Origin of the sequence: Pseudomonas nitroreducens NBRC 12694 (assembly GCF_002091755.1) — a bacterium.
GTDB classification, from domain to species: domain Bacteria; phylum Pseudomonadota; class Gammaproteobacteria; order Pseudomonadales; family Pseudomonadaceae; genus Pseudomonas; species Pseudomonas nitroreducens.
Window position 1 is genome coordinate 150,051 of the sequence record NZ_BDAI01000005.1, and the last position, 23,166, is coordinate 173,216.

General features: G+C 66.2%; 20 protein-coding genes. 6 read left to right on the plus strand and 14 right to left on the minus strand.

The window, feature by feature from the left end; genetic code table 11:
• Nucleotides 1-60: 60 nt before the first annotated feature.
• The 3 genes from PNI01S_RS15540 to PNI01S_RS15550 are packed head-to-tail and all read right to left on the minus strand — an operon-like array spanning nucleotide 61 to nucleotide 2,671.
• Nucleotides 61-210: a DUF2474 domain-containing protein gene (locus PNI01S_RS15540; RefSeq protein WP_037007166.1), complete on the minus strand. Its 150-nt coding sequence runs from the start codon at nucleotides 208-210 to the stop codon at nucleotides 61-63.
• 11 nt (nucleotides 211-221) lie between these two features.
• A complete protein-coding gene (gene cydB, locus PNI01S_RS15545) occupies nucleotides 222-1,229 on the minus strand; it encodes a cytochrome d ubiquinol oxidase subunit II (RefSeq protein ID WP_024764767.1) in 1,008 nt (335 codons plus the stop codon).
• 2 nt (nucleotides 1,230-1,231) lie between these two features.
• Nucleotides 1,232-2,671 carry a cytochrome ubiquinol oxidase subunit I gene (locus tag PNI01S_RS15550; protein WP_084358551.1) on the minus strand — a complete coding sequence of 480 codons (1,440 nt, stop codon included), beginning with the start codon at nucleotides 2,669-2,671 and terminating at the stop codon, nucleotides 1,232-1,234.
• Between the two features lie 474 nt (nucleotides 2,672-3,145).
• Here PNI01S_RS15550 and PNI01S_RS15555 point away from each other — a divergent pair, with 474 nt between their 5' ends.
• The 3 genes from PNI01S_RS15555 to PNI01S_RS15565 all read left to right on the plus strand — a co-directional run bounded on the left by PNI01S_RS15555 (nucleotide 3,146) and on the right by PNI01S_RS15565 (nucleotide 6,213).
• Nucleotides 3,146-3,925 carry a MetQ/NlpA family ABC transporter substrate-binding protein gene (locus PNI01S_RS15555; protein WP_037015272.1) on the plus strand — a complete coding sequence of 260 codons (780 nt, stop codon included), beginning with the start codon at nucleotides 3,146-3,148 and terminating at the stop codon, nucleotides 3,923-3,925.
• 118 nt (nucleotides 3,926-4,043) lie between these two features.
• Nucleotides 4,044-5,234, plus strand: a complete 1,191-nt coding sequence (locus tag PNI01S_RS15560; protein ID WP_084358552.1) for a trans-sulfuration enzyme family protein — start codon at nucleotides 4,044-4,046, stop codon at nucleotides 5,232-5,234.
• Nucleotides 5,235-5,253: 19 nt separating this feature from the next.
• Entirely contained in the window at nucleotides 5,254-6,213 is a 960-nt protein-coding gene (locus tag PNI01S_RS15565; RefSeq protein ID WP_084358553.1) for a sigma 54-interacting transcriptional regulator, read from the plus strand.
• 58 nt (nucleotides 6,214-6,271) lie between these two features.
• Here the strand turns inward: PNI01S_RS15565 and PNI01S_RS15570 are convergent, their stop codons facing one another.
• Entirely contained in the window at nucleotides 6,272-6,607 is a 336-nt protein-coding gene (locus PNI01S_RS15570) for a hypothetical protein (RefSeq protein WP_024764762.1), read from the minus strand.
• A 773-nt stretch (nucleotides 6,608-7,380) separates the two neighbouring features.
• On the opposite strand from PNI01S_RS15570, the gene betT reads away from it, so the two are divergent.
• The gene (gene betT, locus PNI01S_RS15575; protein WP_089285845.1) at nucleotides 7,381-9,339 is read left to right on the plus strand and encodes a choline transporter BetT; all 1,959 of its coding nucleotides are present in this window, start codon (nucleotides 7,381-7,383) and stop codon (nucleotides 9,337-9,339) included.
• 57 nt (nucleotides 9,340-9,396) lie between these two features.
• Here betT and PNI01S_RS15580 read toward each other — a convergent pair whose 3' ends face one another.
• From PNI01S_RS15580 to PNI01S_RS15625, 10 genes are all read right to left on the minus strand, one after another.
• Entirely contained in the window at nucleotides 9,397-11,436 is a 2,040-nt protein-coding gene (locus tag PNI01S_RS15580) for an OPT family oligopeptide transporter (protein ID WP_084358555.1), read from the minus strand.
• 258 nt (nucleotides 11,437-11,694) lie between these two features.
• Nucleotides 11,695-12,531 carry a taurine dioxygenase gene (gene tauD, locus PNI01S_RS15585; protein WP_024764760.1) on the minus strand — a complete coding sequence of 279 codons (837 nt, stop codon included), beginning with the start codon at nucleotides 12,529-12,531 and terminating at the stop codon, nucleotides 11,695-11,697.
• Nucleotides 12,532-12,633: 102 nt separating this feature from the next.
• A complete protein-coding gene (locus PNI01S_RS15590; protein WP_024764759.1) occupies nucleotides 12,634-13,452 on the minus strand; it encodes an ABC transporter permease subunit in 819 nt (272 codons plus the stop codon).
• Nucleotides 13,442-14,233 carry a taurine ABC transporter ATP-binding protein gene (locus PNI01S_RS15595; RefSeq protein ID WP_037015270.1) on the minus strand — a complete coding sequence of 264 codons (792 nt, stop codon included), beginning with the start codon at nucleotides 14,231-14,233 and terminating at the stop codon, nucleotides 13,442-13,444. Before PNI01S_RS15595 ends, PNI01S_RS15590 begins: the two co-directional genes overlap by 11 nt.
• A 108-nt stretch (nucleotides 14,234-14,341) precedes the next feature.
• The gene (gene tauA, locus PNI01S_RS15600; RefSeq protein ID WP_024764758.1) at nucleotides 14,342-15,352 is read right to left on the minus strand and encodes a taurine ABC transporter substrate-binding protein; all 1,011 of its coding nucleotides are present in this window, start codon (nucleotides 15,350-15,352) and stop codon (nucleotides 14,342-14,344) included.
• Between the two features lie 80 nt (nucleotides 15,353-15,432).
• Nucleotides 15,433-16,404, minus strand: coding sequence for an aliphatic sulfonate ABC transporter substrate-binding protein (locus PNI01S_RS15605; protein WP_037015267.1), 972 nt, complete (start codon nucleotides 16,402-16,404; stop codon nucleotides 15,433-15,435).
• 174 nt (nucleotides 16,405-16,578) lie between these two features.
• Entirely contained in the window at nucleotides 16,579-17,475 is an 897-nt protein-coding gene (locus PNI01S_RS15610; protein WP_052239088.1) for an acyl-CoA dehydrogenase family protein, read from the minus strand.
• 193 nt (nucleotides 17,476-17,668) lie between these two features.
• Nucleotides 17,669-18,613: an ABC transporter substrate-binding protein gene (locus PNI01S_RS15615; RefSeq protein WP_024764756.1), complete on the minus strand. Its 945-nt coding sequence runs from the start codon at nucleotides 18,611-18,613 to the stop codon at nucleotides 17,669-17,671.
• A gap of 11 nt (nucleotides 18,614-18,624) precedes the next feature.
• A complete protein-coding gene (locus PNI01S_RS15620; protein ID WP_024764755.1) occupies nucleotides 18,625-19,713 on the minus strand; it encodes an LLM class flavin-dependent oxidoreductase in 1,089 nt (362 codons plus the stop codon).
• Between the two features lie 214 nt (nucleotides 19,714-19,927).
• A complete protein-coding gene (locus PNI01S_RS15625) occupies nucleotides 19,928-20,824 on the minus strand; it encodes a LysR family transcriptional regulator (protein WP_024764754.1) in 897 nt (298 codons plus the stop codon).
• A 113-nt stretch (nucleotides 20,825-20,937) separates the two neighbouring features.
• Between PNI01S_RS15625 and PNI01S_RS15630 the strand changes: the two genes are divergently transcribed.
• Nucleotides 20,938-21,543: a 3-mercaptopropionate dioxygenase gene (locus PNI01S_RS15630; protein WP_037016387.1), complete on the plus strand. Its 606-nt coding sequence runs from the start codon at nucleotides 20,938-20,940 to the stop codon at nucleotides 21,541-21,543.
• Nucleotides 21,540-23,123, plus strand: coding sequence for a rhodanese-related sulfurtransferase (locus PNI01S_RS15635; protein WP_084358556.1), 1,584 nt, complete (start codon nucleotides 21,540-21,542; stop codon nucleotides 23,121-23,123). Before PNI01S_RS15630 ends, PNI01S_RS15635 begins: the two co-directional genes overlap by 4 nt.
• The last annotated feature ends 43 nt before the right edge of the window (nucleotides 23,124-23,166 follow it).

Here is a 23,166-nt window from a genome sequence, read left to right on the forward strand (position 1 = left end):
CGGCGAGGGATGTGGGAACGGGCGCCGGGGGACGGCGCCCGGATGGGATCGATTGCGCGGCTAGTGCGGCGTGCCCAGCCCCGCCGCGCTCATGAACAGGCGCATCAGCCAGGCTGCGACGCCCAGGCCGGCGACGCTCAGCGCCCAGATCAGTACCAGCCAGCCGAGCCGCTTGCGCAGCGGCGCCTTCTCCTGCTCTTCATGGGTCATCACGCGCACCTCTAGTGGTAGCCGTCGCCGTGCTTCACCTTGCCGCGGAACACGTAGTAGCTCCACGCGGTGTAGACGAGGATGAAGGGAATGATGAACAGCGCGCCCACCAGCATGAAGCCCAGGCTCTGCGGCGGCGCCGCGGCGTCCCAGATCGACATCGACGGCGGGATGATGTTCGGCCACAGGCTGATGCCCAGCCCGCTGTAGCCCAGGAAGATCAGCGCCAGGGTGAGCAGGAACGGCTTCACATGGTCATTGCGCGCCACCGAGCGCAGCAGGCTGTAGAAGGTCAGCAGCACCAGCAGCGGCACCGGCAGGAACCAGAACAGGTTCGGCAGGCTGAACCAGCGCTGGGCGATGTCCTCGTGGGCCAGCGGCGTCCACAGGCTGACGATGCCGATCACTGCCAGCAGCACCAACGCCAGGGGCTTCGCCAGGTCATGCATGCGCTGCTGCAGCGGGCCCTCGGTTTTCATGATCAGCCAGGTGCAGCCCAGCAGGGTGTATGCCACCACCAGGCCCAGGCCGCAGAACAGCGGGAACGGTGCCAGCCAGTCCAGCGCGCCGCCGGCGAAGGCGCGGTTTTCCACCGGGATGCCCTCGATGAAGGCCCCCAGCGCCACGCCCTGGAAGAAGGTCGCCACCAGCGAACCGACGATGAACGATTTGTCCCAGATGTGCCGTTTCGCCGGCCGGGCCTTGAAGCGGAACTCGAAGGCCACGCCGCGGAAGATCAGCCCCATCAGCATCAGGATCAGCGGCAGGTACAGCGCCGAGAGTACCGCCGAATAGGCCACCGGGAAGGCGCCGAACAACGCCGCGCCGCCCAATACCAGCCAGGTCTCGTTGCCGTCCCAGACCGGCGCCACGGTGTTCATCATGACGTCACGGTCGCCCTCGTCCTGGCAGAACGGATAGAGCATGCCGATCCCCAGGTCGAAGCCGTCCATCACCACATACATCATCACGCCGAAGATGATGATGATCGCCCAGATCAGCGGAAGGTCGATGCCCATGCTCAGTTCCTCCCTGCCGGACTGTCGGTTTCATCGTCGTCGAGGCCCTCGGCGGTCGCCGACAGCGGCCGCGCCGGAGTGCGTTGCTGGCCGGCGCCACCCTGGCTGGTTTCGCGCCCCTCATGGGTGATCGGGCCCTTGCGCACCAGGCGCATCATGTAGCCGATGCCCACGCCGAACAGCGAGAAGTACACCACCACGAACATCACCAGGGTGATGCTCATCTGCGTCACGCTGTGGTTGGACACCGCATCGCTGGTACGCATCAGCCCGTAGACCACCCACGGCTGGCGACCGATCTCGGTGGTGAACCAGCCGGCGAGGATCGCGATCAGGCCGGACGGCCCCATCCACAGCACCAGCTTGAGGAAGGCGCGACTCTCGAACAGCCGCTTGCGCCAGCGCAGCCAGGCGCTCCACAGGCCGACGAAGATCATCAGCATCCCCAGGCCGGCCATGATGCGGAACGACCAGAACACGATGGTGGAATTGGGCCGGTCGGCCTTCGGGAAATCCTTCAGCGCCGGGATCGGCTCGGTCAGGCTGTGATTCAGGATCAGGCTGCCGAGTACCGGAATCTCGACCTTGAAGCGGGTTTCCTCGCGCTCCATGTCCGGCCAGCCGAACAGGATCAACGGGGTCGGTTCGCCGCTGCTGTTATCCCAGTGGCCTTCCATCGCGGCGATCTTCGCCGGCTGGTGCTTCAGCGTGTTGAGGCCGTGGGCGTCACCGACCATGGCCTGGATCGGCGCGACGATCAGCGCCATCCACATCGCCATCGAGAGCATCTTGCGGATCGCCGGGTTGTCACGGCCACGCAGCAGGTGCCAGGCCGCCGAGGCGCCAACGAAGAAGGCGGTGGCAACGAACGAGGCGATCGCCATGTGCAGCAGGCGATAGGGGAAGGACGGGTTGAAGATGATCGCCACCCAGTCCACCGGCACCACCACGCCATTGACGATCTCGTGGCCCTGCGGGGTCTGCATCCAGCTGTTGGAAGCGAGGATCCAGAAGGTCGAGATCAGCGTGCCGATCGCCACCATCACCGTGGCGAAGAAGTGCAGGCCGGGGCCGACGCGGTGCCAGCCAAAAAGCATGACGCCGAGGAAGCCGGCCTCGAGGAAGAAGGCGGTCAGCACTTCGTAGGTCAGCAGCGGGCCGGTGACGCTCCCGGCGAACGCCGAGAAGGCGCTCCAGTTGGTGCCGAACTGATAGGCCATGACGAGGCCGGAGACCACGCCCATGCCGAAGTTGACGGCGAATATCTTCGACCAGAAGTGATAGAGGTCGCGGTAGACCTCCTCCTGGGTCTTCAGCCACAGCCCTTCGAGCACTGCCAGGTAGCTGGCGAGGCCGATGGTGATGGCAGGGAAGATGATGTGGAAGGACACGGTAAAGGCGAACTGGATCCGGGCCAGGTCGAGCGCCTCTAATCCGAACATGACGATTCCTCTTCAGGCTGACGCCCACCCCACGGAGGGTCGGCACCGTACCTTGCGCATGCGCAGGGCGTTCTTGCGTGATGTCTGTGTTGCTTGATGGATCTTTTTCGAGCCGCCGATCTCCTGTCAGTTCGGGTTTCTTTTGCCGCCCAATCAGAATGGACCGCCATCCGCATTGACGCCGCTCAAGAAAACGACTCGATTTTACGCGTGCCCGCGGTGCGGGCTGGAGTGGTGGGTTGCCGCGCGACGGGGTGTCGCGCGACAGGATGTCTCATCCGATCAGCCCGTTCGATATGAACAAAATCGAATATGAAAATGAAAAATTAATATTTTATTGGAATAAAAAAGCCGGGTAACTTTCGTCTCAACCGCTGCCAAGTGAGCTGCGGAACTAGAATCCACCGCCCGTACGAAGGCCCCATCCCGGCCGGCCCGGACGCCAGCGGTCATCTGCCCCACAAGGACATCGCAATGAAAAAGCTGCTGCTTCTGACCGCCCTCGCCGCTGCCTTCAGCACCTCTGCCTTCGCCAATGAGAAGCTCGTTGTCGCTGCCACCCCGATCCCCCACGCCGAGATCCTCGAGCTGATCAAGCCGACCCTGGCCAAGGAAGGCGTGGACCTGGAGATCAAGGTCTTCACCGACTACGTGCAGCCCAACGTGCAGGTCGCCGAAAAGCGCCTGGATGCCAACTACTTCCAGACCAAGCCGTACCTGGATAACTTCAACAAGGGCAAGGGCACCAACCTGGTCACCGTGACCGGCGTGCACGTCGAGCCCTTCGGCGGCTACTCGAAGAAATACAAGTCCATCGACCAATTGCCGGACGGCGCCACCGTCGCCCTGCCCAACGAAGGCAGCAACAGCGGCCGCGCCCTGCTCCTGCTACAGAAGGCCGGCGTGATCAAGCTCAAGGACCCGAGCAACGCCCTGGCCACCCCGAAAGACATCGCCGAGAACCCCAAGCACCTGAAGTTCAAGGAGCTGGAATCGGCCCTGCTGCCGCGCGTGCTGGACCAGGTCGACCTGGACCTGATCAACACCAACTACGCGCTGGAAGCCAAGCTCAACCCGGTGAAGGACGCGCTGATCCTCGAAGACCGCAACTCGCCCTACGTGAACTACCTGGTGGCGCGACCGGACAACAAGGACAGCGATGCGCTGAAGAAGCTCTCCGCCGCCCTGACCAGCCCGGAAGTCAAAGCCTTCATCGAGAAGAAGTACAACGGCGCCGTGGTGCCCGCCTTCTGATCCGTCGCCCGGCCATCCGCCGGGCGCAACGACTCCCACGCTGGGCGCGCCCTTGGCGCACCCGCTTCAACGCCGGTGGGCAGGTTCCACCGGCGTTTTTCTTTCCCAAGGACTTGCCATGAGCGACCACGCCAAAGGCCCTTCCACCCGCGCCGTACAAAGCGGCCACGACGCCGACCGGCGCATGGTCACCCGTGCCAAGAGCCAGCCGATCTACCAGAGCTCGGTGTTCGTCTACGACTCCCTGGAGCAGGTCGACGACTTTCTCGCCGGCAACCCCGACAACTACATGTACACGCGCATCGGCAACCCCAACCACCGCGCCGTGGAGGAATTGCTGCGCGACCTGGAAGGCGGCGAGGACGCGCTGTTCTCCGCCTCCGGCATGGCGGCCATTTCCGCCGCGCTGCTCGGCGTGCTCGGCGCCGGTGATCACCTGATCGCCAGCCGCGAGCTGTACGGCACCACCCAGAGCCTGATCGAGAAGGAGCTGACACGCTTCGGCATCGCGGCCACCCTGCTCGACCTCAACGACCTGGCCGCGGTGAAAGCGGCGATCACCCCGACCACGAAACTGATCTACACCGAGACCGCCTCCAACCCGCTGGTGCGCGTGAGCAATGTCCCGGCGCTGGCCGATCTCGCCCATCGCCAGGGCCTCAAGCTGCTGGTGGACAACACCTTCCTCTCGCCGGTGCTCTACCAGCCGCTGCGCGATGGTGCCGACCTGGTGATCCACAGCACGACCAAATACCTGAACGGCCACAGCGACGCCATGGGTGGCGCACTGGTCGGCGACGCACAATGGATCGCCGCGGCGCGGCGTTTCCAGATCAACGCCGGCGGCAGCGCCAGTCCCTTCGAGAGCTGGCTGAACTTCCGTGGCGCGAAAACCCTCGCACTGCGCATGCGCGCGCATTCGCAGAACGCCCAGGCACTGGCCGAGGCCCTCGAGGCGCACCCGCAGGTGGAGCGCGTCTACTATCCCGGCCTGCCCTCGCACCCGGACCATGCACTGGCGCAACGCCTGTTCCGCAAAGGCCACTCGGGCATGCTCAGCTTCACCCTGAAGGGCGGCCTGGACCAGGTCGACACGCTGATCGGCGCGCTGCAACTGGCCGCCTTCGCCCCGTCGCTGGCCGGTGTCGCCAGCAGCATCACCCACCCCGGCAAGACCTCGCACCGTGCGCTGTCCGCCGAGGCGCTGACCGCGCTGGATATCCACGACGGCACCATCCGAGTCTCGGTGGGCATCGAGGACAGCCAGGACATCGTCAGTGACTTCCTGCAGGCGCTGGACGCGCTGTAAGAGCAGAAGGAGATTTTCCATGAACGCCCCCCACGCACCGCTACCGCTGCTGACCTTCCCCGACGCCGACAAGAGCCCGCTGAGCATCCGCGCCAAGGCGCTGGTGTTCTTCGACCCTCGCTCCCACGAAGTGCGCGACGAGGTAGAGCGCCTGGCGCCATTGCCGCAACCGGTGCTGATCCATGGCGAGACCGGCACCGGCAAGGAGCTGCTGGCCCGTCACATCCACCGCGCCAGCGAGCGCCCCGGCCTGTTCGTCGCGGTGAGCTGCAGCGCGCTGAGCCGCAACTACGCCGACGCCGAGCTGTTCGGCTACGCGCCAGGCGCGCACAACGGCCCGGTGGGCAGCCGCGCCGGCTGGTTCGGCTCGGCCAATGGCGGCACCCTCTATCTCGACGAGATCGCCGACCTGCCGCTGTCGCTGCAACAGAAGCTGCTGCGCGTGCTGCAGGAACGTGAAGTGCTGCGCGTCGGCGCGCGCGAGCCGGTGCCGGTGGACGTGCGTCTGGTCGCCGCCACCAGTATCGACCTGGGGCAGGCGGTGAAGGCGGGGAAATTCCTCGAAGGACTGCAGCAATACCTGCACGACGGCAACCTGACCTTGCCGCCGCTGCGCGAGCGCAGCGGCGATATCCAGCCGCTGGCCGAGTACTTCCTAGGCGTGCACGCGCAACGCCTGGAACTGCCGGTGCCACAGATCGCCAGCGACACCCAGCGCGCGCTGGAAAGCTATTCGTGGCCGGGCAATATCCGCGAGCTGGAAAACGTCATCCACTTCGCCTTGCTGGTCAGCCCGGACGAAGAGATTCGCCCGGAGCACCTGAATTTTTCGGGCGGCGCGGCCGGGTCAGGCGGCGTAGCGGGGCCAGGCGGGAAAACGGAAGTGAACGAAGCGGCACTGGAACGCCTGGTGCGCCAGCCCGGCGTCGAGGCGCAGTTGCGTGCGCTGCTGCAACGCCTGGAGCGCGAGCGCGGCTGATGCCGCGCTGTAGTCGCCAGCGCGACCCGAAGGGCCGCGCACGGGCGACGGGGCAGTCTTACTTGGTGGCGGTGTTGGAGTGCGCGACCACTGGAGTGCACGACGGGTTGGTCAGCTTGGCCGGATCGGTCAGCAGGCCCGGCATCATGCGCGAGGTGCAGTTGAACACGCGGCCTTTGGTGGTGGTGGCGACGTAGGAGAGTTCCTGGCCACCCAGGGCGTCCGGCTGACCGGCTTTGACGTCGCTGACGACCAACTCGTCGGAGGAAGCCAGACCGATCATCTGGGCGGTGGCGGCCTGCAGCGGAACGATGGCCTGGTTGGTGGTCATGGTCTGGCAGCCAGCCAGCGAAGCGAAGAGTGCAGTGGCAAGGGCGATGCGTTTGAAGTCCATCTCGATGATGCTCCCTGTTGGTGGTTTTTTGTCCTGCCGGGGGAGACTAACGGAATCAACAAGTCAATCGCCATAGCCGATTCACAAGTTTTTCACGAAAAACTGCACACTCGTTCAAGCTTCCAGACTTGAACCCGCTCTATTTCGGCGATTGTGCTAAGGGAATACCTGTTTCTCGCCGTTGACAGCCGTCTATCGCGTAAAAGCCAGAGCCTGCGCTGAACCGTTTCACCTTTGGCGACGAATGGTCGCAGTGAAAGGCCGGGCCGACCCGCAGGTCGGCAGGAGGGAATCCTGAGCAAACAGTCAAAAACATGACTATTACTCGCAAATATCGTAAAAATCAGTCTCATCGACCATATCAATACCTGCCATCGAGATCATTCACTTCTTTTTGTCACAATCTTCAGGGAAAATGGCTAACAGGCGGTCGGGACCCATTTTCCCCGGCGCCATTGGAGACTATCGTGACCAGCTTTGCCGCTCTTGCTAACTTCTTCGCCGCCACCGCTTTCCTGACTGCGCCCGCGAAGGCCGACCCGGAACGCCGTGAGATCCGTGAGGCGAAAAAGAACCGCCGCAAGTAAGCAGTACCCGCTCCGCTCGGCCCTTTTGACAGGGCCGGCGGCGGGACCATCGGTCCCGCCGATTGGCTTTCCAGGGCCATCCCGTGTTTTCATTGAATGCTTGTTCAAGGAAAAGTCAGAGGGACCCCGCCCGTTTTGTCCGTTGCACAATCGCCCCCGTCCGTAACACCCTCACCCTCCATGCGCATGAACCCACCGGTCTTCTACGGTGCGGCCGCGCTGATCCTTCTCTTCGCCCTGATCGTCATCAGCCTGCCCCAACGGGCCGGTGAATGGCTGCTCGCCGCACAGTCCTGGGCCGCCGATACCGTCGGCTGGTACTACCTGCTGGCGATGACGCTGTACCTGATCTTCGTGGTGGTCACCGCGCTTTCCGGCTACGGAAAGATCAAGCTCGGTGCCGACCACGACGAGCCGGAATTCAGCTATCTGTCCTGGGCCGGCATGCTCTTCGCCGCCGGCATCAGCATCACTTTGTTCTTCTTCTGCGTCTCCGAGCCGCTGACCCACTTCGCCCAGCCACCGCAAGGCGAAGCCGGCACGCCGGAAGCGGCGCGGCAGGCGATGCAGCTGCTGTTCCTGCACTGGGGCCTGCATGGCTGGGGCGTGTTCGCCCTGGTGGCGATGGCCCTGGCCTACTTCGCCTACCGGCACAACCTGCCGCTGGCGCTGCGCTCGGCGCTCTACCCGCTGATCGGCAAGCGCATCAACGGCCCCATCGGCTACACCGTGGACTGCTTCGGCATCATCGCCACGGTGTTCGGCCTGGGCGCGGACATGGGCTTCGGCGTGCTGCAACTCAACGCCGGGCTGGACTTCCTGTTCGGCATCGCCCACAGCCATCCGGTGCAGATGACGTTGATCGCGCTGATGATGGGCGCGGCGATTCTGGTCGCTGTATCAGGCGTGGACAAGGGCATCCGCCTGCTCTCTGACATCAACATGCTGCTGGCCTGCGCGCTGCTGCTCTTCGTGCTGTTCGCCGGCCCCACCCAGCACCTGCTCAACACCCTGGTGCAGAATATCGGCGACTACCTGGGCAGCCTGCCGACCAAGAGCTTCGACCTTTACGCCTACGGCAAGGACGGCAGCGACTGGCTGGGTGGCTGGACGGTGTTCTACTGGGCCTGGTGGATCGCCTGGGCGCCTTTCGTCGGGCTGTTCATCGCGCGCATCTCGCGCGGGCGGACGATCCGCGAGTTCGTCTTCGGCGTGCTCTTCATCCCGCTGGGCTTCACCCTGGCGTGGATGTCGATCTTCGGCAACAGCGCACTGGATCAGGTACTCAACCATGGCTTCAGCGAACTGGGCCGCGTGGCCATTGCCGATCCGTCCATGGCGCTGTACCAGATGCTGCAGAACTACCCCGCGAGCCGTGTAGTGATCGCGGTGACGGTGCTGGTCAGCTTCGTCTTCTTCGTCACCTCGGCGGACTCCGGCACCGTGGTGCTCTCCACGCTCTCCGCCCACGGCGGCAACGCCGACGATGACGGCCCGAAGTGGCTGCGGGTGTTCTGGGGCGTGGCCACCGCGCTGGTCACCGGCGGCCTGCTGTTCGCCGGCAGCATCGATGCGCTGAAGTCCGCAGTGGTGCTGACCTCGCTGCCCTTCTCGCTGATCCTGCTGCTGATGATGTGGGGCCTGCACAAGGCGTTCTACCTCGAATCCCAGCGCCAGCGCGCGCGCACCCACTCCCTGGCGCCACCGCCCTCGGCCAAGCCCGGCGGCTGGAAGCGGCGTATCTCCCAGGCCGTGCACTTTCCCACGCGCGACGAGGTGTACCGCTTCATGGTCGATGTGGTCAGCCCGGCGATCGCCGAGGTCTCCGAGGTCTTCCGCGAGAAGGGCCTGCAGGTGGATTCGGACCTGGACCTGAGCAACCTGGAGCTGGTGCTGGAAATCGGCCACGGCGAGCAGCACACGTTCCTCTACCAAGTGTCGATGCGCGGCTACTTCACCCCGTCCTTCGCCCGCGCCGGCATGGGCGGCCTGCACCTGAAGAACCGCCGCTACTTCCGCGCCGAGGTGCACCTCTCCGAAGGCAGCCAGGACTATGACCTGATGGGCTACAGCAAGGAGCAGATCATCAACGACATGCTCGACCAGTACGAGCGGCACCTGCAGTTCCTGCACTTGGTGCGTTGAACCAGGCTGAAACGAGAAAGGCGCCCACAGGCGCCTTTTTCACATCACGGCGATGGATCAGCCGCGTGTGCCGCCCAGCACCTTGCGGTAGAACAGCACGCAGATCGCCACGAAGACCACCAAGCCAAGCCACTGCGCGGTGTCCTCGAAGCCGCCGCCGACCAGCGCCAGCGGTGCGTCCGTGCCAGTGGTGCCGATCACGGCCGCCAGCAGGATACCCATCAGGCTCTCGCCCACGATCAGGCCCGAAGCCAGCAGCACGCCACGGCGCTTGGGCTCGTCGGAGTACTTCTCCACATCCTTGCCGGCGGCTGCCGCGCGCTTGGCCAGCGCCGTTTCCAGCAGCCAGGCGATCACCGCGCCGACCACCAGGGTCATGCCGATGGTGGGCGGCAGGTAGATGCCCAGGCCGACGGCGAGCACCGGCAGGCTGGCCTTGCCGGTGCGACGCAGCAGCACATCCACCAGGATCAGCGCGATGCCCAGCGCCACGCCGATGAGGATCATGTTCCAGTTCAGCGCGTTGTGGAAAATCCCGCTGGCGATGGCGGTCATCAGCGTTGCCTGCGGTGCAGCCAGGGCGGCGTTCGGGTCCATGCCCTCGCGCGGCAATGCGCCGGTGAAGCCATAGGCGTTGAACAGTAGCTCCAGCACCGGCGGGATCACCAGCGCGCCGACCAGGCAGCCGACGATCAGCGCCACCTGCTGGCGCCACGGCGTGGCGCCGACCAGATAACCGGTCTTCAGGTCCTGCAGGTTGTCGTTGGAAATCGCCGCGATGGCGATCACCACCGAGGTGGTGAACAGCGCCAGGGCAATGGCGAGCTTGCCGCCCTGCTGGTCGAGGAAACCGGTCTCCAGCGATCCGACGCCGAGAATCAGCAGCGACACCAGGATCACCGCGATGATGCCGATGCCGGAGATCGGGCTGCTCGACGAGCCGACCAGGCCCGCCATGTAGCCGCAGGCGGCGGCGATCAGGAAGCCGAAGAAGAAGGCGAAGATCACGCAGACCGCCACCAGTCCCCAGAAGCCGACGCCCTTCAGGTCCGGCGCCGCGTCGCTGAGGAAGTAGGAGAAGACCACGAACAGCGCTACCAGCAGGAAGCCGGCGATGGCGACTATCCATTTGGCGGAGAGGTCCTGCTCGGTGCGCAGGTCGCTGGCTTCGCCGCGGCCGCGCACGGCACTGAGCGACGACCAGACGCCCTGCACCATGGGTTTGAACAGCGTCGCCAGGGTCCACAGTGCGGCGATGCCGATGGTGCCGGCGCCGAGGAAGCGCACCTGGCTGCTCCACAGTTTGGTGGCCAGCTCCGGCAGCGTTTGCCCCGCCGCCAGCACGCTGTTCACCGAGAGCAGCGGCACGGCCACGCCCCAGGCGATGACCACGCCGATCAGGATGGCGATGCCGGCGGTGATGCCCATCAGGTAGCCGGCGCCGACCAGCGCCAGGGAGAAGCCGGTGGACAGGCGGAACGCCGCCTGCCCGGCGGTGATCCAGAAGCTGAAGCCTTCGGCGAGCACCTTGAAGCCACTGCTGAACAGGCTGAAGGCCGCCGCGACCACGCCGCCGGCAAGGATGTCGCGCAGGCCCGGGCCGCCGGCTTTCGCAGGCTTGCCGGCCTTCTCCTCTTCCTCGTCCTGGCTGCCGACACGGAGGATCTCCGCCGCCGCCACGCCCTCGGGGTAGGGCAGGCTGCTCTGCACCACCATGACCCGACGCAGCGGGATGGTGTAGAGCACGCCGAGGATGCCGCCGATGGAGCAGATGGCCGCCGTCTGCCAGAACGGGAAGCCGCTCCAGTAGCCGATCATCAAGAGGCCCGGAAGGATGAAGATGATCGAGGACAGGGTGCCGGCCGCCGAGGCCTGGGTCTGCACCATGTTGTTCTCGAGGATGTTGGAGCCGGAGAAGTAGCGCAGCACGGCCATGGAAATGACTGCCGCGGGAATCGACGAGGCGAAGGTCAGGCCGACCTTGAGGCCGAGGTAGACGTTGGAAGCGGTGAACACCACGGTGATCAGCGCGCCGAGGATCAGGCCGCGAACCGTCAGCTCGGCGAGGTTGGACTCGTCGGGAATCCGTTCTTGCATGTAGGCAGTCTCTTCATAAAGCGCAACTGCCAAAGCGTAGGACAGTGCGCCAGCCGCCGCGACCCAGAATGGCGACGAATGCGGTCTGCCGTGCGGCTTTGTTGCCTTAAGTCACGGGGATGACGGTAATTTCCGAGTCGCCGCGCCGCCTGTAGGAGCGAGCTTGCTCGCGAACGGATTCCAGGATGACTCCGGAGTTATGCGGTTCGCGAGCAAGCTCGCTCCTACAAATCAAACCGCCAATTCCGTGTGGCGAACTCAGAACGGCTTGTCGCCGAGGATGGTCGCCCGGTGCATCACCCGCCGCTGCGGGCGGTAATCGTCCACCGCGTAGTGCTGGGTCACGCGGTTGTCCCAGAAGGCCACGTCGTTTTCCTTCCAGCGCCAGCGCACGGTGAACTCAGGACGCGCGAAGTGGGCGAACAGCAGGTCGAGAATGGCGCGGCTTTCCGCCGGCTCCAGCTCGTTGATGCGGGTGGTGAAGCCGTCGCTGACGAACAGCGCCTTGCGCCCGGTGACCGGGTGCGTACGGATCACCGGGTGGCTGCGCGGCGGGTTCTTCCTCCGCGCCTCTTCCAGCCGCGCGCGATCCGCGTCGGTGGCACCGAAGCGCTCCTGCGGGAAGGACTTGCTGATGTCGTGGGTCGCGGTAAGGCCGTCGAGGAGTTGCTGCAGTGGCTTCGACAGCGCCTCGAACGCCGCGATGCCGCTGGCCCACAGGGTATCGCCACCGTAGGGCGGCAGCTGCTTGGCGGCGAGCACGGCGCCCAGGGCCGGGGTTTCCAGGAAGGTCACGTCGGTGTGCCAGATGGCGTTGTCGCGCACATCGGTGACGGCGGTATCGAGGACGATGACTTCGCGCTGTTCCGGCGAGCTGGGGTAGATCGGGTGGATGTGCAGGTCACCGAAGCGCGCGGCGAAGTTCGCCTGCTGGCTCGGCGTCAGCGGCTGATCGCGGAAAAACAGCACGTGGTGATCGAGCAGGGCCTGCTCGATCTGGCGCTGCGCCGCGTCGTCCAGCGGATCGGCCAGGCGCACGCCGGAAACGACGGCGCCCAGGGCCGGACTGATGGGTTCGATGCTCAGGGTGGTCATGTTCGTGTTCTCTCGTGAGGTTCACGGGAAGAGGCGTGCTCTGCCCTGTCCCTCACCTGCGTGGTGAGGGCGTCGGATCAGTGTTCTTGAAGAAGGAAGCGGTTATTCCCAGGACGCAAACCGTTTCTGCAGCCAGCGCAGCCCCAGCTCGAAGCTCAGCGCGATGGCGGCGATCAGCAGGATGCCCAGCACCACCACGTCGGTGGCGAGGAACTGCGCGGCGGACTGCACCATGAAGCCCAGGCCGCGGTTGGCGGCGATCAGCTCGGCGGCGACCAGGGTCGACCAGCCCACGCCCAGGGCGATGCGCAGGCCGGTCAGGACTTCCGGCAGCGCGCTGGGGAGGATGACGTGACGCACCACCTGCAGGCGGCTCGCGCCCAGGCAGCGCAAGGCCTGGATGCGCGACTTGTCCACGCGGCGGACACCGGCGGCAGTAGCGATCAGCAGCGGCGCGAACAGGGCAAGGTAGATGAGCAGCACCTTGGACAGCTCGCCGATGCCGAACCAGATGACGATCAGCGGCAGGTAGGCCAGCGGCGGCACCGGGCGATAGAACTCCACCAGCGGATCGAACGCCGCGCTGACCAGCGGATTGAGGCCCATCAGGATGCCCAGCGGAATTGCCGTCAGCACCGCCGCGCCCAGCGCCAGCAGCACACGCATCAGGCTGGTGCCGACGTGTTGCCACAGCGAGGCGTCGACGTAACCTTCGGCCAGCACACGCTGGAAGGCCTCCACCAGTTGCTCCGGGGCCGGCAGGAACAGGGTGTCGACCCAGCCCAGATGCGTGGCCAGCCACCAGAGCGCGAAGACGCCGACGATGCTGCCGGCGGCGGCCCAGCGGCGGTAATCACCCGGTACGCTGCGGGGTTTCGGCGCGGCGGCGGGGAGTTTGGCGGCGAGGGTTTCAGTGGGCATGCTCGGCCTCCGGTTCTTCGAGGAACTCATCGAGAAGCAGTTGGCGCAGACGCGCGAATTCCGGGTCGGACTTGATGCTGCGCACCGGCTCGCCGGCGGCGTAGCGGCGGGCGAAGTCCAGCGACAGGCGCTTGACGATGCGCGCCGGTGGCCCGTCCATCACCACCAGGTCAGTGGCGAGGAACAGCGCTTCGTCGACGCTGTGGGTAATCAGGAACAGGCCCTTGCCGGTCTTGCGCCACAAGTCGAGGGTCAGCACCTGCATGCGTTCGCGGGTCAGAGCATCGAGCGCGCCGAAGGGTTCGTCGAGCAGGAGGAAATCCGGTTCCACCGCCAGTGCGCGGGCGAGGCCCAGGCGCTGCCGCTGGCCGCCGGAAAGTTGCGAGATGCGGTAGTCCGCGTGCTCACCCAGGCCCACCAGCTTCAATACTTCGTGGGCACGGGCATTGCGCTCGGCAGCGCCGACGCCGCGAATGCGCAAGCCCAGGGCCACGTTGTCCAGGGCGTTGAGCCAGGGCATCAGGGCGTCATCCTGGAACACCACGCCGCGTTCGCCGCCAGGACCTTCGAGGGTCCGGCCATCGATCTGCACGCGACCGCTGTCAGGCGCCTGGAAGCCCGCCAGCACGTTGAGCAGGCTGGACTTGCCGCAGCCGGACGGGCCGAGCACCACCAGGGATTCGCCCTTGGCCAGGCTGAGAGTGAGGTCCTGCAGCACGACGCGCTCGCGTCCGCGCTGCTGGAAAGTGAGGCTGACCGCCTCGGCCGTCAGACGGCTCATGTTCTGCCCTCCGTAGGGTGAGAAAGGGATGCTGCGGTGCCAACCCTCCGCCCAACCCTCTTCCTGGAAGGGAGAGGGTTGGGGAGAGGGTGCCCCGCTGCAGGTCGATCAGCGCTGCCCCACCTGCACGCTCTCCGCCTGGCGCACGTATTCCGCGCTGACGTAGGGCGAGTAGTCCTTGAGTACCGAAGGCACGCGCTTCTGCTCTTTCAGGAAGGCAGCGGTGCCAGCGATGTCCTTGGCGGTGCCACCACCCAGCAGCGCGGAAGACAGCTGCGCCTGGGACTCGGGGAAGGCCGAACCGGCCAGCAACTCGGGCACGTCCTTCGGATCGGCGCCGGTCAGCTTGGCGATCTTCTTCACCTGTTCGGAATCGGCGGTCCACTCGGCCTTGTGGGCGTTGTAGTCGGCGAAGGAGTCCAGGCTGACCTTGGCGAACTTGGCGATGACTTCCGGGTGCTTCTCGGCGAAGTCCTTGCGAGCGACCCAGACCTCGAAGGTCGGTGCGCCCCACTGGCCGACTTCGGCGGCGTCGGTCAGTACCTTGCCGGATTTCTTGATCTCGCCCAGGGCGGGCGACCAGACGAAGGCGCCATCGATGTCGCCACGGCGCCAGGCGGCGGCGATCTCGGTGGGGTTGAGGTTGACGATCTTCACTTTGCCGGGGTCGATGTTCCAGTGCTTGAGCGCGCCCAGCAGGCTGTAGTGCGAGGTCGACACGAAGGGCGTGGCGATGGTCTTGCCGACCAGGTCCTCGGGCTTCTCGATCTTGCTGCCGTTGCGCACCACCAGGGCCTCGGCGGCGTTGATCTGCGCGGAGACGATGAAGGCGACGATCGGCAGGCCACGGGAAGTCGCGGCGGCCAGCGGGCTGGAGCCGAGGTTGCCCAGTTGCACGTCGCCCGAGGCAATGGCGGCGACCACTTCCGGGCCGCTGTTGAAGCGGCGCCAGTCGAGCTTCTCGCCGATGACTTTCTCGTAGGTACCGTCGGCCTGGGGCACCTTGGTCGGGTCGATGCCGGTCTGGTAGCCGAGGGTGATATCGGCCTGGGCGGCGCCAGCGACGCCGACCAGGGCAAGCGCGGCCAGCAGGCGGCGCGGGGCACTGATGTGTTTCATGTGGAGCTCCTGGAAATGCGTACAAAGGCGGCCGGCCGGGCCGTGACGGGCCGCTCGGGAGAGCAGCGGGAAATAGGGGATCAGTTGCTCGCCACGTCCGGCTGCCACACCGGCACCGCGCGGGCATCGACAGGCTTGGGCAGCAGGCCTTCGGCGTAGAAGGCGTCGGCAATGCGTTGCTGCTCGTCGAGGCCGTCCTTGCGCACCGGCTGAACGTCATAGCTGCGGCGGGCATTGGCCTGTTCGACGGTGGCGACATCGAGGTTGCCCCACAGCGGGCCGAGCACCTTGGCGGCGTCGCTGGGGTGTTCCTTCACCCAGCGGCCGGTCTTCTGCAGTTCGGCGAAGACCTGCTTGAGCACTTCCGGGTGAGCCTTGGCGTACTCGGTGGACGCCAGGTAGTAGCGCTGGTAGCTGGCCAGGCCCTTGCCATCGACCAGCACGCGGGCGTTCTGCTGACGCTGGGCGCTGGCCACGTACGGGTCCCAGGTCACCCAGGCATCGACCTTGTGGTTCTCGAAGGCGGCACGGCCATCGGCGGGAGTGAGGTACGCCGGCTGGATGTCGGAGAACTTCAGCCCGGCCTTCTGCAGGGCGGCGATCAGCAGGTAGTGGCTGCCGGCGGCCTTGGTCACGGCCACACGCTTGCCTTTGAGATCGGCCAGGGAGTTGAGCGGCGAATCGTGCGGCACCAGGATCGACTGCGCGGTGGGCGACGGGGTTTCGCGGGCGAAATAGGTCAGCTGCGCGCCGGCGGCCTGGGCGAAGACGGGTACGGTATCGGCGACGTCGGCGGACAGGTCGACGTTGCCCACATTCAGCGATTCGAGCAGCGGCAGGCCGCTGGGGAACTCATGCCAGGTGACCTTGATGCCCTGCTTGCCCAGTTCGCGCTCCAGGTTGCCCTGGGCTTTCACCACGGTCAGCAGCGTGGAGGACTTCTGGAAGCCGATGCGCAGGGTCTGCTCGGCCTGGGCGGACAGGGCGCCGAACAGGGCGACCGACGCGCTGAGGCCAACGGCGAAACGGCGCAGGAAATGACTGCGGGACATGGATACGGCTCCTCGGGTACGGGTTGGCCGCCCGCAGAGCGAGGCGGACCACTGGACAGGTCAGGTGATGCTGGATGAGTCCGGTGGTCCGGTAGAGCGAAGATTACAGGTATAAAAAATCCAAAATAAATAATTTTTAGTTCTTAACTAATGCCGGACGGATTTACCCGCCGATCAGTGCGCAGCCCCCAGCAGCCGGGCCCTCAAGCCTTCCGCGCGGAGACTCGACTGCGCGGCCTCACGAGCCACCGCCAGCGCCTGGATGGCCAGGTTGGAGAAATGGCTGCTGCGGCTGAAGCTCAGCCCGGCGCCAGCGGCGATGTCGTCGTCCAATTGCGCGGCGGCCTGTTCGCTGAGCACCAGTCCCAGCCCGAGAAGCCGCAACAACTCAGAGCTCTGCGCCAGTTCCAGCCGCTCTGCCGCATGCAGTGCAAGACCGAGGGCGACGTTGGCTTCCAGCAGCAGGGCCAGGCCATCGCACAGCGAACGCCGAGGCGTGATCGCCAGCCCCGGCGGCAGGAGGATGTCTTCCGGGTGCAGACGCAGTTCGTTGCACTGCGCACCGCCGCGCAGCACCAGGCCCGCACGGGCGCCGGGCAGCGCGGCGAGGAGGAAATCGCGACCGGGTTCGTACCAGGCGCGCAGCACCAGCCAGTCGGCGGCTTCGACGGTGAAGGCGTCCCACTCCGCGCCATTGACGCGGAAACCACCGCGCACATGTTCGGCGGCCTGCAGCGACTGCCCGTCCCCCAGCGCACCCCACAGCGGCTCGCGCAACAGCGTCAGGTTGAGCAGGCGCTGCACCTGCTCGCGGCTGCCCAGCAGGCTGACCCGCGCCAGCTGCAGGTGGTGGACGGCGAACAGCCGGGCCAGCCCGCCGTCCCGCTCGCAGAGATCGCGCAGGGTTTGCAGGATGTCCTGCCAGGGACTGGCGCTACCGCCCAGTTGAGCCGGCAGGGACAGCCGCAGCAGGCCGGACTCGCGCAGGGCGCGAGCCCAGGTTCCGGCCGTGCTGGGAACAGGCGGTGCGACCGGCCGGGTCGCAGCCAGCCGGAATGGAACAACGCTCATGGACACCTCTGAAAAGACGCGAGGATCAGTGGCCTGGGCGTTGGGCGCGCGGGTGGACTGAAGCGGAAACTGAGCCTGGAACAACCCCGTTACGCCGCCGGGCAGAGCCGGCGGCCAGGGCGGCACTTAGAACCATATCCAAGCACCGCCACAAGGTTAAATAACCTTTTTGCCTTAGCTGAGAACCCGCCATTCAGTGGAATGAGGTGGCGAAGGAGGTATCGATCACGCTGGAGGTATCGAAAGCCTTGGGCAGCGCGCCGGTCTGCAGGAGGAAGTCGGCGGTGCCCTGGTAATCGGCGGCGGCCTGTTTATCCACCGGGCCGACGCTCATGGCGGCCTGGCCGATCCAGTGGCGCGACACGGACTGGTCGAGGTTGGCCTTTTTCGCCCAGATGTCGGCGTACTGCTCCTTGTGCGCCTCGACCCAGGCGCGGGCCTTCTGCAGGCGGCCAAGGAAATCGGCGATCTGCTCGCGCTTGGGATCGATGGAATTGGCGTTAGCAGCGATGCTCGACAGCCCCGGCATCAGGTCGCGGGCAGTGAGGATCGGGCGCGCGCCGGAGAACACGATCTGCTGCGAGATGTAGGGCTCCCACACCGGGAATGCATCGATGCTGCCGCGTGGCAATGCGGCGGCGGCGTCGATGGGCATCAGCTTGACGAACTCCACGTAATCGCTGGGCAAGCCGGCCTTCTCCAGCGCACGCAGGGTCAATTGCTGGCTCCAGGCGCCCGGCCAGTAAGCGACCTTCTTGCCCTTGAGGTCGGCGATGGTCTTCACCGGCGAATCCTTGGGCACCAGCAGGGCAATGGTGTCCGGGTTCTGCCGGGAGATGCCGATCAGCTTCACCGGCGCGCCCTTGGCGGCGAGGAAGATGAAGCCCGAGTCGCCGAGGAAGCCCAGGTCCAGCGCACCGGCCTGCAGGCCTTCGGCCACCGGCGCGGCGGACTGGAAGTGCTTCCAGTCGACGGTGTAAGGCGCGCCTTCAAGCACCCCGGACGCTTCCATCGATGCGCGCACGTTGTAGTAGTTCTGGTCGCCCACCCGCAAGGTCGGCAGGTCGGCGGCCTGGGCCAACGGCGCGCCCAGGACGAGCGCGGCGAAGGTGGCGCGCAGGCGTTGCTTCAGGTTCATCGAAAAGCTCCTCAGCCGGCGCGCCGCAGTTGCGGCAGACGGGCGATATGGTCGTGGATGGCGGGAATCAGGCCCTGGCCGTAGCGCACGGCATCGCCGAGCGGGTCGAAGCCACGGATCAGGAAGGTGGAAACGCCCAGGCGGTAGTACTCGCCCAGCGCGGCGGCGACCTGCTCGGGCGTGCCGACCAGCGCGGTGGAGTTCCAGCGCGCACCGGTAAGCCGGGCCACGCCGGTCCACAGGCGTGTATCGAGCACCTCGCCCTGCTGCGCCGCGGCCAGCAGGCGCTGGGAGCCAACGTTTTCCGGCTGGTGGTCATTGAGCGGCAGGCCCAGGCGGGTGCGGTTCTCCCGCACCTGTTCGAGCACTTCGGCGGCGCGCTTCCAGGCAGCTTCCTCGGTATCGGCGACGATGGGACGGAAGGACACCGAGAAGCGTGGATCACGCCCCTGGGCATGCGCGGCAGCCCGCACGCGGCGGATGTGACCGTCGACGGCGGCCAGCGGCTCGCCCCAGAGCATGTAGGTGTCCGCGTGCTTCGCCGCAACGTCGATGGCGGCATCCGAGGAGCCGCTGAAGTAGATCGGGATGTGCGGTTTCTGCTGCGGGCGCACGGCGGGCGAGGCGCCCTGGAAGCGATAGAACTCGCCATCGAAGTCCACCGGGCCTTCAGCGCTCCAGATGTCGCGCAGCGCTTGCAGGTATTCATCGGTGCGGGCGTAGCGGCGGTCGTGTTCGAGGTAGTCGCCGTCGCGGGCGAGGTCTTCGTCGTTGCCGCCGCTGACCACGTTGAGGGCCAGGCGGCCATCGCTGAACTGATCGAGGGTGGCAAGTTGCCGGGCAGCCAGGGGCGGCGCGATCACACCGGGTCGATAGGCCAGCAGGATGCCCAGGCGCCGGGTAGCGGCAGCGACGAAGGAACTGACCACCGCTCCTTCGGCGGCATTGCTGAAATACCCCACCAGCACGCGGTCGAAACCAGCGTCCTCATGGGCCTGGGCAAAGCGCCGGACGAATCCGGCATCCACCGCCTCCCCCAGCGGCTGGTCCACCTCGGAACTCGGGGTGGCGGTGATCATGCCGAGAATTTCCACGCTCACTGTGTTGCCCTCGCCTGGGCCGCTGCATAAGGTCGGCGGCTTTCGTTATAAGGAAAACGTCGGTTTAGACGTTGTTCTTAGAAGCTATAGGCAAGTTCTTCATGATGGAAATTCATTTTTGTCATATCCTAATATGCTAAATGCGCATATTCAGGCACGACCAAGTTGCAGAGCGGGATTTTCGCGTTGCTACAAGGGCAGCAGGTGCGGCGAATCAGACCGCCGCGATGTCGAGACCTTCAGCCACGGCATCACCGAACAGCCGCGCCGGCGATTCGAGATTGCCCAGCAGGCGCGGGCGCACCAGCCAGAGCTGGATCAGCGGCTGGAAGTCCTCCAGTTGCAGCACGCGCAACTGGTCGCGGTAGCGACTGCGCGCCAGGGCTGGCGCCGGCACGAGCCCCAGCCCGCGCCCTTCGGCCACAAGGCCCAGCTGCAGCTCGCTGCCGAAGGTTTCCAGGTTCAGTTGCAAGCCCAGCCCCTGATCGGCCAGCGCGCGTTGCAGGCCGGCGCGGAAACCACAGCCGTCGGGGTTGAGCACCCAGCCGTGCTGGTAGCAGTCGAGCAGGCGGCGGGCCTTCACCTCACTGTCGCGCGCGGCCACCACGCACAACTCCATGCGGCCCAGCGCGGTGGCGCCGAGGTCATCGGGGAACACCTTGCTCGGCGGGAACAGCACCACGGCCGCGTCCAGCTCGGCATTCTCCAGCCGAGCCAGCAGATGGCTGCCCCACCCGCTGCTGACCTGCGCGCGCAGCTCCGGGTATTCACCGGCCAGCCGCCGCAGGGCCTCCAGCAACACCACCTCGCCGATGCTCTGCGGCACGCCCAGGCGCAACACGCCGCTGGGCGCGCTGTCGCCGGCCACCAGCTCACGCAGGCCGTCCACCTCGCGCATCACCCGCAAGCACTGCTCGAACACGCGGCGCCCGGCGGCAGTGGGTTTGAGCGGCTTGGTGTTGCGGTCCAGCAGCTCCACCCCGAGGGACTCCTCCAGGCTCTGCACCCGCCGGGTGATGGCTGACTGGGTCAGGCCAAGGCTCTCGGCGGCCTGGCTGAGGGAGGCGTTGCGGATCACCGCGACGAAGGCATCGATGTCGTCGATCTTCATGGGGCTGGCACCAATTGCATTTCTCGCATATTAGCTTAGATTCAAAATGCATTTCAGGAATAAAAATGCGTTTGCTACCGTAGCGCCAGAACCTTCCGGAGTGAATCCCCCGCATGTCAGCCTCCCTTCGCCTCGACCGCCTGCGCCAGTTCATCGGCGATCTGGCAGCCGTGATCGACACCGCTCCCGACGAAGCCGCGCTGCTCGCCGAAGCCCGCCCGTTGCTCGCCGAACTGGTGCGCCATGACGACTGGCTACCCGAGGACTACGCCCGCCCCGACCCGCAGCGCTACCAGCAGTACCTGCTGCACGCCGATTCGCGGCAGCGCTTTTCGGTGGTCAGCTTCGTCTGGGGCCCGGGTCAGCGCACGCCGGTGCACGACCACCGCGTCTGGGGCCTGATCGGCATGCTGCGCGGCGCCGAGTATTCGCAGCCGTTCGCCTTCGCCGCCGATGGCCGCCTGCAGCCCGAGGGCGAGCCGCATCGCCTGGAGCCCGGCGAAGTGGAAGCGGTGTCACCCCGCATCGGCGACATCCACCAGGTCAGCAACGCCTTCGCCGACCGGCCGTCCATCAGCATCCACGTCTACGGTGCCAACATCGGCGCGGTTCGGCGTGCTGTCTTCAGTGCCGAAGGTGAAGAGAAACCCTTCATCTCCGGCTATTCCAATAGCCAGTTGCCCAATATCTGGGACCTGTCGAAAGAGAACCCTGCATGAGCCAGATCATCCGTCGTTCCTTCCACGATATCCGCGCCGCCCTCCTCGCCCGCCAGGAGTTGGCATTGCTGGATGTGCGCGAGGAAGACCCATTCGCCCAGGAACACCCGCTGTTCGCCGCCAACGTGCCGTTGTCCAAGCTGGAGCTGGAGATCTACGCCCGCGTGCCGCGCCGCGAGACGCCGGTCACCCTCTATGACGACGGCGAAGGCCTGGCGCAGATCGCCGCGCAGCGCCTGCTGGCGCTGGGCTATAGCGACGTGGCCATTCTCGACGGCGGGCTCGCCGGCTGGCGCGAGGCCGGTGGCGAGTTGTTCAAGGACGTGAACGTGCCGAGCAAGTCGTTCGGCGAACTGGTGGAGGCCGAGCGCCACACCCCGTCGCTGGCCGCCGAGGAAGTGAAGGCGCTGCTCGACGCCCAGGCCGACGTGTTGGTGCTCGACGCCCGCCGCTTCGACGAATACCAGACCATGAGCATCCCCAGCGGCGTCAGCGTGCCGGGCGCCGAACTGGTGCTGCGCGTCGCCGAACTGGCGCCGAACCCGGCCACCCGCGTCATCGTCAACTGCGCCGGGCGCACCCGCAGCATCATCGGCACCCAGTCGCTGGTGAACGCCGGCATTCCCAACCCGGTGTCGGCGCTGCGCAACGGCACCATCGGCTGGACCCTGGCCGGCCAGCAGCTGGAACACGGGCAGGCACGGCGCTTCGCCGAGGTTTCCGCCAGTACCCGCGAATCCGCCGCCCAGCGCGCCCGCGCCGTGGCCGACCGCGCGAACGTCGCGCGTATCGACCTGGCCGGCCTGCGCCAATGGCAGGGCGAAACCGAGCGCACCACCTACCTGTTCGACGTGCGCACGCCGGAAGAATACGAAGCCGGCCACCTGCCGGGTTCGCGCTCGACTCCCGGCGGCCAGCTGGTGCAGGAAACCGACCACGTCGCCAGCGTGCGCGGTGCGCGTCTGGTGCTGGTGGACAACGACGGCGTACGCGCCAACATGAGCGCCTCCTGGCTGGCCCAGATGGGCTGGCAGGTGGCAGTGCTGGACGGGCTGTCTGCCGCCGACTTCAGCGAACAGGGCGCGTGGAGTGCACCGCTGCCGCCCAAGCCGCAGGCCGAGACCATCAGCCCGCAGACCCTGGCCGACTGGCTGCGCGAACCGGGCACCGCCGTGCTCGACTTCACCGCCAGCGCCAACTACGTGAAGCGCCACATCCCCGGCGCCGCCTGGGCCCTGCGCAGCCAACTGAAGCAGGCAGTGGCGCAACTGGGCAATGCCGAGCGTTATGTGCTCACCTGCGGCAGCAGCCTGCTGGCGCGCTTCGCCGTGGCGGAAGTGGAAGCCCTGAGCAACAAGCCGGTGTTCCTGCTCGATGGCGGCACGGGTGCCTGGGTCGCCGCCGGCCTGCCCACCGAGGAAGGCGAAAGTCATCTGGCGGCGCCGCGCATCGACCGCTACCGCCGTCCGTACGAAGGCACCGACAACCCCCGAGAAGCCATGCAGGGCTATCTGGACTGGGAGTTCGGCCTGGTCGAACAACTGGGCCGCGACGGCACCCACGGCTTCTTCGTGATCTGACCCGCGCCGGAAAACACAGCGCCCGCCCACAGTCTCCTGTGGG